Consider the following 11,612-nt stretch of genomic DNA (forward strand, 5'->3'; position numbering starts at 1 on the left):
TTGTCCAATCAACTACCGCCACATGAGTCACGCAATTGCAGGGTTGGCGCCAGGCGCACGCGCTGGGGCGGTGCCGTGGGCGAAGCCATGCGCTGCAACAACAGGCCGACAGCGCGAGCGCCGAGTGCCTTGACCGGTTGAGCGATCAAGGTCAGGCGCGGCACAAAAAAGTCCGCCCAGTCAAAATCATCAAAGCCGACCAAGGCCATCTGCCCCGGCACGGCGATATGTGCGTCACGCAGCGCGTGCATGGCACCAAGGGTCATCAGGTTGTTGCCGGCCATGATTGCCGTGGGCGGCGCGGCCAGGCCCAGCAACTGCGCCGTGGCCAGGCGTGCCGGCTCGGTGTTGGAGCCGCCATTGACCAACAGTTGTGGATCAAACGCCAGCCCCGCCACGTGCAACGCTGCGCGGTAACCGGCCACTCGCTCATCGGTGGTGCTGAACCCCTCGCGCCCGGCGATAAAGCCAATGCGGCGGTGACCATGGGCGATCAAATGTTCAATAAGGGCCTGGGTGGGCTCGGCGTTGTCCACCCCGACCTGGTCAAACTGCTCGCTCATCATGCGGTCCACCAGCACCGCTGGAATCTCGTTGGCCCGCAGGTATTCCAGCGCTTTTGAGCCGCTCGAGGGGGCCAGCACAATCCCGTCGACCCGCCGATGATGCAGCGCCGTGACCACCCGCAGCTCCTGCTCCGGGTCGTCGTGGGTGTCGACAAACAGCATCATGTAACCGTGCTTGGCGCATTCGGTTTCAATCGCGTGCACCGTTTCACTGAAGTAATGGTTGGACAGCGCCGAGATCGCCACGCCAATCGTGCTGGTACTTGACCGGGCCAGCGAACGCGCCAGGGTGTTGGGGATGTACCCCAGCGCCTGGATAGCCTGCTGCACCGCCTGCACCGTGGCCGGGCTGACCTTGCGGGTACCGTTCAACACATGGGACACCGTTGATGTCGACACCCCCGCCCTGCTTGCGACGTCATCCATGGTGACCACGGCGCTGTTCCTCTCACTGATTCAACGTTTACTCGACCAACCGCTGTACGTACCGATGTTGTCACGGGTGATCAGTTTTGGCGTGAGCAGGGTAACCGCTTCGGCTGGGGCTTTGTCGTTGAGAATGTCATTGCCCACGTCCACCGCTGTCTGCGCCATGGCCCAAGGGTCCTGGCTGGCGGACGCCTGGATTTGCGTGTCGGTCTTCAGCGCATTTTCGATATCCGGCGCGCCGTCCACCGAGGTAATAACGATGCCGCTGCGCTTGAGCTGCTTGGCCGCCAGGTCGCTGCCGATGGCTTGCGGGTCGTTGATCGCGAACAGACCGTCGATTTTCGGGAAGCGTGTCAGGTAACCCTGCATGGCGTTCAAGCCGCCTTCACGGGAGCCCTTGGCGTCCTGGTCATCGGACAGCACCTTGATCTGCGGCGCGCTGGCGAGTGCCGCCTTGCACCCTTTGACGCGGTCGGTCACGGCAGTGACTTGCGGGCCGTTCTGGATGATCACATTGCCCTTGCCGCTGAGCTTATCCACCAGGTACTGGCAGGCCAGCTTGCCGGCCTCGACGTTGTCGGTCTGCACGGTGGCGTTCACGCCCTTGGCGTCGACATCCACGGCGACCACGACAATGCCCGCGTCGCGGGCTTTTTTGATGGCCGAGGCCATGGCGGACGGGTCTACCGCGTTGATCAGGATCAGGTCGACCTTGGACGAGATAAAGTTGTCGATCTGCGAAAACTGCTTGCTCAAGTCATAGTCGGCCGACACCGAGGTCACCTTGACGTTGGGGTTTAACGCCTTGGCCCGCGCGGTGGCGCCATCGGCCAGGGTCACGAAATACGGGTTGCCCAGCGAGCCCATGCTGATGCCGAGGGCTTTGAGTTCGCGCGCTTCGACGGCTTGGGACATCAAGGCAGCCAAGGCAATAACGGGAAAGATACGTTTGACGTTCATGCGGGTCTCTCTTGTGATTGTTGTATGAGTGAAATCAGGTCCGAGCACCGGACTGGCGATAACGATCCAGCGCGACTGCGCCAATGATCACGATGCCCTTGATGATGTACTGCCAGATATCCGACACGCCCAGCAGCACCAGGCCGTTGGTGAGTACCGCGATAATCAGCGCACCAATCAGCGTGCCGCCGATGGTGCCGACGCCGCCGGTAAAGCTGGTGCCACCGAGGATCACCGCGGCAATCGCGTCCAGCTCATAGGATTGTCCCAGTTGCAGGCCGTTGGCCGCGAACAGACGCGAAGCGCTCATCACCGCGCCCAGCCCGGCCAACGCACCGGACATGGCGTAGACGAATAGCAGCACCTTCCACACCTTGATCCCCGACAATCGCGCCGCTTCCGGGTTACCGCCCACCGAGTAGATCTGCACGCCCATCACCGTCCGGCGCAGGATGAACCACGACAGCGCTACCACCGCGACGGCAATGATCACCAGCCAGGGCACGCCGAGCACCGAGTCATTGCCGATAAACGCAAACGGCAGGTCGGGGTTGAAAACGGTCTTGTCATCGGCCAGCAGGCGCGCCAAACCGCGCATGGCGGTGAGTGCGCCGAGGGTGACGATAAACGGCGGCAGGCGCATAAAGGCGATCAATCCGCCGTTGACCAGGCCCAGCAACAGCCCGAAGCCAATACCGGCAGCAATCCCGAACATGCCGAACTGCGGCGACATCGACGCTTGCAACGCCACCACCGCCGACGCGGCCAGGATCGCGCCCACCGACAGGTCGATACCCGCCGTGAGGATCACAAAGGTCATGCCGGCCGCCAGCACCACGTTCACTGAGGCCTGCTGAGAGATGATCGACAGGTTCTGCACTGTCAGGAAGTTCTCGCTGGCCAGGGCAAAGCCCACCAACAACAGGATCAGTACCGGCAACATGCCGACGGTGCGCATCAACTCGCGTGCGCGTTCAGCTTTACCTATCGTTGCAACGTTCAATTCAGCCATGGGCAACCACCTGATCGCCACCGGTGGCGAGGTCAATAATACGTTCTTGGGAAATAACCTGGCCCGACGCCCCGCCGACTTCAGCCACCAACTGGCCTTCGCGCATGATCAGCACGCGGTCGCAGGTGCCGATGATTTCCGGCAACTCGCTGGAAATCACCACAATGCCGACACCGGCTTGCGCCAGTTGATTGATGATGCGGTAGATCTCGGACTTGGAACCGATGTCCACGCCGCGTGTGGGTTCGTCGAGGATCAGCACATGCGGCTTGACCTCCAACAGCCGCGCCAGCAGCACCTTTTGCTGATTGCCGCCGGACAGCGCACCGACATTGACCTTGCCCGACGCCACGCGAATCGACAGTGACTTGATCGCGTCCCTGGCGCGCTGCGCCGCGTGGCCACGATCGAGCACACCACCGGCATGGGCATCCGGTACGCAGGCGCAGACATTGATGTTGTCGGCCACGCTCATGTCCAGGAACAGGCCCTGAGCCTTGCGGTCTTCGGTGAGGTAAACGACACCGGCGCGGATCGCATCCGCCGGGGTGCGCAGTTGGGTGATGGTTTTGCCGACCACTTCCAAGGTACCGGAGGTGCGTGGGTCGGCGGCAAAGATCAGCCGTGCCAGTTCGGTGCGCCCTGCCCCGACCAGGCCGGCAATCCCGAGCACTTCGCCGGCATGCAGGTCGAAACTACAGTTGCGCACGCGTTTGCCATCAGCCATGTCGCGCACGCGCATCACCACGTTGCCGGGGTTATACGCGGCGTGTTCCTTCTTGTAGAACCCCGACAGGTCGCGGCCCACCATCATTTTCACGAGCACGTCGGCCGACAGCGCCTCGCGGGTCAGCTCGCCGATGTATTGGCCGTCACGCAGCACCGAGACGCGGTCCGACAGCTCGTAGATCTCGGCCATGCGGTGGCTGATATAGATGATCGCCAAACCTTGGCTGCGCAACTGTTTGATCAGCGCGAACAAACGATCGGTCTCGCGGGACGACAAGGGTGTGGTGGGTTCGTCCATCACCAGGATCTTGGCGTGGCCATGCAAGGCGCGGGCGATTTCCACCAGTTGGCGCTCGGCAATCGACAGGCTGCTGACCCGCGTTGACGGGGTGAACTCCGCGCCAAGGCGTTGCAGCACTTCGATGCACCCGGCCTCCATGCCTTTGCGGTCGATGGTCCAGCCACGCCGCAGCTCGCGACCCAGGTAGATGTTCTCGGCCACGCTCAGGTTCGGGCACAGGCTCAGTTCCTGATAGATCACGGCGATGCCGAGGGCTTTGGCGGTGGCGGGGTCGAAGGTGGGGATGGGCTGGCCGGCAATGCGGATTTCACCGCCGGGGTCGGCTTGATAGGCGCCGGAAAGGATTTTCATCAAGGTGGATTTGCCGGCGCCGTTCTCCCCCATCAAGGCGTGGATTTCGCCGGGGTAGACCTTCAGGCCGACATTCTTGAGCACGCGCAGACCATTGAAGGTTTTGCTGATGCCCTGCATCTCAAGCAAGGGTTCAAGGCTCATGAATGAGCTCCTGGGATTATTATTTTTGTAATCGAGTGGGTCGACTCTAATGCAGATACATTTTCTTACGCAAGCGCTTGCGTTGACCGTTTGTCGACAGGTGAAACGTTTCATCACGCTTAAGTTCAGAAAGCGTCGGCTTTGGTGCAGAGGTATCCATTCGAAGGTATTTCCTCCTCAATCAGCCATCAAAACGCCACAATTCTGCTATTGTCCAAGGACCTCATCTCCTCCTCGTCGCCGCCAAGCGATCTGCTGTGAGCATGCACTGCGCCATCGCCGATTGACGATGGCGGGCCTGGACACCACGGAACGCCCTGCGATGGACACACCGCTCCCCGAACAGCCGCAATCGCGCGCCGAAAAAATCGTCGAGTTCAAACGCCAGAAAACCCTGCTCAAGACCGGCGCACTGCAAGACGCCATCTTCAACAGCGCCTATTTCTCGAGCATCGCCACCGATGAGAAAGGCGTGATCCAAATCTTCAATGTAGGCGCCGAACGCATGCTCGGCTATGCCGCCGCCGATGTGGTCAACCGCATCACCCCCGCCGATATCTCCGACCCCATCGAACTGGTCACCCGCGCTGCCGCGCTCAGCCAGGAACTGGATACGCCGATCACGCCGGGGTTCGAAGCGCTGGTGTTCAAGGCCTCCCGGGGTATAGAAGACATCTACGAGCTGACCTATATCCGCAAGGATGGCAGTCGCCTGTCGGCCATGGTGTCGGTGACCGCCTTGCGTAACCGGCATGACACGATCATCGGTTACCTGCTGATCGGCACCGACAACACCGCGCGCAAGCAGGAAGAAGCCGAACGCAAAGGCTTCGAGCGTGCCCTGGAAGAGAAGAACCTGGAGCTGGAGCACGCCAGCCACATGAAGTCCGAGTTCCTCGCCACCATGTCCCACGAACTGCGCACGCCGCTGAATGCCGTGATCGGTTTTTCCGAGGCGCTCAAGGACGGGCTGGTCGGGGAAATGAGCGAGACCCAGCGCGAGTACATCGGTGATATCTTCACCAGCGGCCAGCATTTGCTGTCATTGATCAACGACATTCTCGACCTGTCCAAGGTCGAGGCCGGCATGATGGAGCTGGAACTGGAGAGCGCGGAGCTTTCCAGCTTGTTGGCCAACAGCCTGTTGATCGTGCGGGAAAAGGCCGCGCTGCAACGTATTCAACTGAAGCTGGAAAGCCCTGAAGACTTCGGCTGTCTGGAACTGGACCTGCGCAAGACCAAGCAGATCGTCTACAACCTCCTGGCCAATGCGGTGAAGTTCAGCGAGCACGGCAGCTCAGTGACGCTGATGGTGCGCCAGGTGGCCCGCGAGCAGGTCGGGCAGATTCCCGGCGAATGGCCGGTGTACCGCTTCGACTTGCCCGACAGTGCGCATCAACAGTTCCTCGAGTTGAGCGTCAGCGATACCGGGATTGGTATAGCTGAAGGCGACATGGGCAAGCTGTTCAAGGCGTTCAGCCAGATCGACAGCAGCCTGGCGCGCAAATTCGAAGGCACCGGCCTGGGGCTGGCGATGGTCAAGCAGCTGACGGATTTGCACGGCGGCAGTGTAGCCGTGGCCAGCCGTGAAGGCTGTGGCGCGCGGTTTGTCGCGTGGTTGCCGCTGCATCGCACGCCGGAGGCAGCATGGCCGAGATCCTGATCATTGAAGACAATGAAGCCAATATGCGCCTGGCGCGCCTGTTGTTAGTGAATGCCAGCCACACGGTGCTGTGGGCACCCGATGCCGAAACCGGCCTGACCCTGGCCCGCGAACAACAGCCGGCGTTGATCCTGATGGACATCCAACTGCCCGGCATGGACGGCCTGGCGGCCACTGCGCTGCTCAAGCAAGACCCGCTGACCGCACACATCCCGGTGATCGCCTTGACGGCCATGGCGATGAAAGAAGACCGCGAAAAGACCCGGCTCGCCGGTTGTGACGCCTACATCACCAAGCCGTTGCGTTACAAAGAGCTGTACCAAGTGATCGACACCTTGCTGCAAACGCCCAACAGCCCCCTCACATGAGTCCGCTCCATGGCCAGCCAACCCGCGACGTTGTTGATCGTTGATGATGAACCCCAGGTGCGCAAACTCCTGGAAACCCTGCTGCAACACGAGGGCTACCAGACCCTGAGTGCAAGCAGCGGTGAAGAAGCCTTGCAGTTGGTGGCGCGGCAGCCCCCGGACCTGATCCTGCTCGACGTGATGATGCCGGGCATGGACGGCTATGAAGTCGCCAGCCAATTAAAGGGTGATGAAACCACCGCGGGTATCCCGATCATCATGTTATCCGCCCTCAGTGAGCAGAGCGCCCGTGTCAGTGGGCTGGAGGCCGGTGCCGAGGAGTTCATCAGCAAGCCGGTAGAACGTGTCGAGTTGTGGTTGCGAGTGCGCAACCTGCTGCGGCTCAAAGAGCGTGGTGACCTGGCAAGCCATTCGCGCGAACTGGGGCCACTGCAAACGGGGATAAACGTGCATGACCTGGCCCTTCAGGACCTCGAAAATGCCTTGCGCCAAGCCGTCGAGCGCGAAGACTTCACCGTGCATTACCAGCCCAAGGTCGATATCGCCAGCGGCCGCCTCTGCGCCCTCGAAGCGTTACTGCGCTGGGAGAGGCCCGACTACGGCGCTGTGTCCCCGGCCGTGTTTGTGCCGATATTGGAGCGCCTTGGGCTGATTGTACCTGTGGGACGCTGGGTGATAGAGCAGGTTTGCCAACAAATTGCCGAGTGGCAACGTGGCGCCATTGGTGCGGTGGAGGTGTCGGTGAACGTCTCCGGCCATCAACTGATCGAAGGCGACCTGATTGCCGATATCGCGCGCACCCTGGCGCAAACAGGTGTCGAGCCGCATTGGCTCGAAGTGGAGCTGACCGAAGGCTCCTTGATGGAAAACACCCAGCACACCATCGCCAGCCTGCAGCGCCTGCACGCGATGGGCGTGAAGATTTCCATCGATGACTTCGGCACCGGCTATTCGAGCCTGGCGTATCTGCGGCGTTTTCCTATCCATACGTTGAAGATCGACATTGCGTTTATCCGCGAAGTCACCACCAACCCGCAAGACGCGGCGATCACCCGCACCATCATTGAACTGGCCCACAGCCTCAACCTGCGGGTGGTGGCTGAAGGCGTGGAAACCCAGGCGCAGTTGGCGTTCTTGAAGGAGGCCGGTTGTGATCAGATCCAAGGCTACCTGTTCAGCCGGCCGTTACCCGTGGAAACCTTGGAGCGCTTGTTGCTGGAGCGTTGAGAGGTCCCTCTGACTGCATGTGCATGGATGCCGGAGGACGCTACGGATCCGACACGCCGCCGCAAGCGCCAGGTGAGCACTCAGTCCAGATTCTCGGTATTGCCCACATCCGCCGCTTCATCCAGATCGTTGAGCGGCACTTCTGCGTCATCCATCAACGAGCCAGGGTCTTCATTGCCTGGGTCGTTGAGTTCGTCATCAAGTTCTTTTGACATCACCGTCTCCACTAGCCGCCTTGGGTATCGATATCGGCATCGGTTTCAGCCTTGGGCTCCGGCTCCGGCTCGAAGTCTGGACTGTAGTCGTTTTCTTCAGCCTTGGGTTCTTTGGCCGGTGCCGGATCTTTTGGCGCGTCGGCGCCAGTACCTGGCGCGGGTTCGCCGCCGTCGATGGCCGGGTCGTTGCGCCCGCTGACTTGGGGATCGTCGTGTGTGTTCATGGGTCACCTCTTCTGTTCGCAGTATTGGGAAAATGCAGCCTGCGTAAAGGTAAGGTCACGCCCTGGGCAATGAAGTTCAAATTGCCTAAGAGCCTGGGTTATCTACCTGAATGTAGAACGCATAAGCCGCGAGCAGCACCCAGAACACCATGAACAGCCACGGGGCGCGCATGGAGAACAACAACGACTTGCGATAGCCCTTGTGGGACGACTCCATTTCGGAAAACAGCGGCGACTCGTCGTAGGCCATGCCCATCACTGGCTCGCTGCGCAGCAGTTCGCTTTGCTTGAAGTGCCAGTGGTCAATGATGTCATACGCCGCGCGTATGCCGGGCCAGGCGTTGAGTGAGCTGAGAATGCCCAGGAGCGCCAGGAACAGCGGCACCAACAGTGTGAACAATTTTCCCCATTCCGGGTTGAGGTTGCCCATGCCAGAGACAAAGGCGATCACCAGGAACGACTGCGCCGTGAGGTAGGCGTCGGTGCGGTTGGCCAGGATCGAGGTTTCGTATTGTATCTCGCGCCGATAGAAGTCGAGGCGGTCTTTGGGTGAGCCGAAGATCTTGGCGTTGTGTTCACTGTGATCTGTCAGGGTCGATTCTGGGGATTGGGGGGAGATGATTCTGGGCACATGCGTGCTCCGTTTTGGATCGAGTCTGTTTAGAAGGAAGGGGCGCTGGCGAAGTTCAAGTTAGTTTGCGCACCAATCTGGCGCATTTTGTAGTGAGCGGGCTTGCCCCGCGCAGGCGTGCGTAGCGCTCCCGTTTTTTTTGGGCCGCTGCGCAGCCCAGCGCGGGGCAAGCCCGCTTACGGCAATAGGGTTATTGGTGGTTTCGGCACACGCATTGCTTAACCCTTTCATCACTCACCTGCCTTGCCCGCTTACAGGAGCATTCGTTACCCACCGACCCAGAGCCGACCCCATAAGAAAGTAAGGACCAGGCCGGTTGGCACCTTCAGCCACGGCCTTATAAAAATGCGTTTTTTGAAGCGGCAGTGCCACTTGGCTATCCTCGGCACTGACAAGGTACTGGAATGGCTCGATCTTTCTTCGATGAAATGAATGACGCAAACGGCGCGTGCCGTGCGCATTATCAAGACTTCTCCCGCTGGCTGGCGAATACGCCGCCGGAACTGCTGGCCCAGCGTCGCCGTGAAGCCGACTTGCTGTTCCACCGCGCCGGGATTACGTTCACGCTGTATGGCGACGAGCAAGACACCGAGCGCCTGATCCCCTTCGACATCATCCCCCGCAGCATCCCCGCCAGTGAATGGAGCCTGATCGAACGCGGTTGTATCCAGCGCGTCAACGCGCTGAACATGTTCCTTGCCGACATCTACCACGACCAGCGCATTATCAAGGCCGGGATCATTCCGGCGGAACAGGTGCTGGGCAACGAGGGTTATCAGAAGGCGATGGTCGGCCTGGACCTGCACCGCGACATCTACTCGCATATTTCCGGTGTCGACCTGGTGCGCGATGGCGACGGCACCTACTACGTGCTCGAAGACAACCTGCGCACCCCCAGCGGCGTGAGCTACATGCTCGAAGACCGCAAAATGATGATGCGCCTGTTCCCCGAGGTGTTCGCCAAGCAGCGTATCGCGCCGGTGGACCATTACCCCAACCTGCTGCTCAAGACCCTGAAAAGCGCCAGCCGCCTGGACAACCCCAACGTGGTGGTGCTAACGCCAGGGCGCTTTAACAGTGCATTCTTCGAACATGCGTTCCTGGCCCGGGAAATGGGCGTGGAACTGGTGGAAGGCGCCGACTTGTTCGTACAGGACCTCAAGGTGTTCATGCGCACCACCGACGGCCCCAAGCCGGTCGACGTGATTTACCGGCGTATCGACGACGCCTTCCTCGACCCCAAGGCCTTCAACCCCGATTCGATGCTTGGCGTGCCCGGCCTGGTGGCCGCCTATTGCGCCGGCAACGTGGTGCTGGCCAATGCCATCGGCACCGGCGTGGCTGATGACAAGTCGATCTACCCCTACGTGCCCGAGATGATCCGCTTCTACCTGGATGAAGAACCGGTGCTGCAAAACGTGCCGACCTTCCAGTGCCGCAAACCCGATGAACTGTCCCACGTTCTGGCCAACCTGCCGCAACTGGTGGTCAAGGAAACCCAAGGCTCCGGCGGCTACGGCATGCTGGTCGGCCCGGCCTCCAGCGCCGCCGAGATCGAAGACTTCCGTCAACGCATCAAGGCCCGACCCCACGCGTATATCGCCCAACCCACACTGAGCCTGTCCACCTGCCCCACCTTTGTCGAGAACGGCATTGCTCCGCGCCATATCGACCTGCGGCCCTTTGTGCTGTCGGGCAAGGAAACCCGCCTGGTACCGGGTGGTCTTACCCGTGTTGCGCTGAAGGAAGGCTCACTGATCGTCAACTCGTCGCAAGGCGGCGGAACCAAGGACACCTGGGTGGTGGAGGACTGAGTATGTTGAGTAGAACCGCCGCAGACCTGTACTGGATGTCCCGTTACCTGGAGCGCGCCGAGAACCTGGCGCGGATGCTCGAGGTCAGCTACTCCCTGTCGTTGATGCCCCAGGCCGGGCATAGTGATGGCCTGGATGAACTGGCCATGTCGCTGCTCAGCAGCGGCACCCTGGACAATTACCTTGAGCGGCATACACAGCTGGATGCCGAGCGCATGTTGCACTTCTTTGCCCTCGACGAAGAGAACCCCGCCAGCATCTATAACTGCCTGCGCGCGGCGCGTGGCAATGCCCATGCGGTACGCGGGCGGATCACCGCCGACATGTGGGAAAACCTCAACGCCACCTGGCTGGAAATGCGCAGCATCGCCGCGGGCGGCCTGGCGCGGCATGGCATCAACCACTTTTGTGATTGGGTCAAGCAGCGTTCGCACCTTTTCCGGGGGGCCACCTCCGGGACGATCATGCGCAATGACGCCTATCGGTTTATCCGCCTGGGCACCTTCGTAGAGCGTGCGGATAACACCTTGCGCCTGCTGGATGCACGCTATGAGATGTTTGGCGAGGAGTCGGAGGAAGTCAGTGACTTGTCGGCACGCGGTTATTACCAATGGAGCGCCCTGCTCCGCGCGTTGTCGTCGTTCGAGGCGTACACCGAGTTGTATCCGAATGCGTTGAATGCTCGCTCGGTCTCAGAGTTGCTGTTGTTGCGCAGCGATGTGCCGCGTTCGTTGCATGCATGTATCGAGGAGTTGAGTCATATCCTGGCGGACTTGCCCGGCAGTTACGGGCGCACGGCGCAGCGGTTGGCCGCGGAGTTTGAGGCGCGGCTCAGGTATACGGGGATTGATGAGATTCTTGAGGATGGGTTGCATAGCCGCTTGACGGAATTTATTGACACGGTTCGGGAGTTGGCACAGGCGATTCATAGTTCGTATTTGGAAGTTGTTTGAAGCGGTGGGAGCGCGATTGCTCGCG

General features: G+C 60.6%; 12 protein-coding genes. 5 read left to right on the top strand and 7 right to left on the bottom strand.

Translation table 11 applies throughout. The annotated features are described in order from the left end of the window. Positions 1 to 8: 8 nt before the first annotated feature. The 4 genes from AACY52_RS03645 to AACY52_RS03660 are packed head-to-tail and all read right to left on the bottom strand — an operon-like array spanning position 9 to position 4,492. Positions 9 to 1,001 (bottom strand): LacI family DNA-binding transcriptional regulator, encoded by a 993-nt coding sequence (locus AACY52_RS03645; RefSeq protein ID WP_339420215.1) that lies wholly within the window; start codon positions 999 to 1,001, stop codon positions 9 to 11. 21 nt (positions 1,002 to 1,022) lie between these two features. Then, the gene (locus tag AACY52_RS03650; protein WP_339420214.1) at positions 1,023 to 1,955 is read right to left on the bottom strand and encodes an ABC transporter substrate-binding protein; all 933 of its coding nucleotides are present in this window, start codon (positions 1,953 to 1,955) and stop codon (positions 1,023 to 1,025) included. Between the two features lie 34 nt (positions 1,956 to 1,989). Beyond that, positions 1,990 to 2,967 (bottom strand): ribose ABC transporter permease, encoded by a 978-nt coding sequence (locus tag AACY52_RS03655; RefSeq protein ID WP_339420213.1) that lies wholly within the window; start codon positions 2,965 to 2,967, stop codon positions 1,990 to 1,992. Further along, on the bottom strand, positions 2,960 to 4,492 hold the full coding sequence (locus AACY52_RS03660; protein WP_339420212.1) for a sugar ABC transporter ATP-binding protein: 1,533 nt from the start codon (positions 4,490 to 4,492) through the stop codon (positions 2,960 to 2,962). Before AACY52_RS03660 ends, AACY52_RS03655 begins: the two co-directional genes overlap by 8 nt. A gap of 322 nt (positions 4,493 to 4,814) precedes the next feature. On the opposite strand from AACY52_RS03660, the gene AACY52_RS03665 reads away from it, so the two are divergent. The 3 genes from AACY52_RS03665 to AACY52_RS03675 are packed head-to-tail and all read left to right on the top strand — an operon-like array spanning position 4,815 to position 7,750. Next, positions 4,815 to 6,155 (top strand): ATP-binding protein, encoded by a 1,341-nt coding sequence (locus AACY52_RS03665; RefSeq protein ID WP_339420211.1) that lies wholly within the window; start codon positions 4,815 to 4,817, stop codon positions 6,153 to 6,155. Further along, positions 6,140 to 6,523, top strand: coding sequence for a response regulator (locus tag AACY52_RS03670; RefSeq protein ID WP_339420210.1), 384 nt, complete (start codon positions 6,140 to 6,142; stop codon positions 6,521 to 6,523). The genes AACY52_RS03665 and AACY52_RS03670 overlap by 16 nt, the downstream gene beginning before the upstream one ends. A 9-nt stretch (positions 6,524 to 6,532) precedes the next feature. Continuing rightward, positions 6,533 to 7,750: an EAL domain-containing response regulator gene (locus AACY52_RS03675; RefSeq protein ID WP_339437242.1), complete on the top strand. Its 1,218-nt coding sequence runs from the start codon at positions 6,533 to 6,535 to the stop codon at positions 7,748 to 7,750. 80 nt (positions 7,751 to 7,830) lie between these two features. On the opposite strand, the gene AACY52_RS03680 is transcribed toward AACY52_RS03675, so the two are convergent. The 3 genes from AACY52_RS03680 to AACY52_RS03690 form a co-directional block, all read right to left on the bottom strand. Continuing rightward, entirely contained in the window at positions 7,831 to 7,965 is a 135-nt protein-coding gene (locus AACY52_RS03680) for a hypothetical protein (protein ID WP_339420206.1), read from the bottom strand. A gap of 11 nt (positions 7,966 to 7,976) precedes the next feature. Beyond that, a complete protein-coding gene (locus AACY52_RS03685; protein WP_339420205.1) occupies positions 7,977 to 8,189 on the bottom strand; it encodes a hypothetical protein in 213 nt (70 codons plus the stop codon). A gap of 85 nt (positions 8,190 to 8,274) precedes the next feature. Continuing rightward, positions 8,275 to 8,820, bottom strand: a complete 546-nt coding sequence (locus AACY52_RS03690; protein WP_339420203.1) for a hypothetical protein — start codon at positions 8,818 to 8,820, stop codon at positions 8,275 to 8,277. 404 nt (positions 8,821 to 9,224) lie between these two features. Here AACY52_RS03690 and AACY52_RS03695 point away from each other — a divergent pair, with 404 nt between their 5' ends. Beyond that, positions 9,225 to 10,634 (top strand): circularly permuted type 2 ATP-grasp protein, encoded by a 1,410-nt coding sequence (locus AACY52_RS03695; RefSeq protein WP_339428449.1) that lies wholly within the window; start codon positions 9,225 to 9,227, stop codon positions 10,632 to 10,634. Between the two features lie 2 nt (positions 10,635 to 10,636). Next, positions 10,637 to 11,587 carry an alpha-E domain-containing protein gene (locus tag AACY52_RS03700; RefSeq protein WP_339428448.1) on the top strand — a complete coding sequence of 317 codons (951 nt, stop codon included), beginning with the start codon at positions 10,637 to 10,639 and terminating at the stop codon, positions 11,585 to 11,587. Positions 11,588 to 11,612 lie beyond the last annotated feature (25 nt).

It is taken from the genome of Pseudomonas sp. EA_65y_Pfl1_P113 (genome assembly GCF_963970525.1).
Classification (GTDB): Bacteria; Pseudomonadota; Gammaproteobacteria; order Pseudomonadales; family Pseudomonadaceae; genus Aquipseudomonas; species Aquipseudomonas tritici.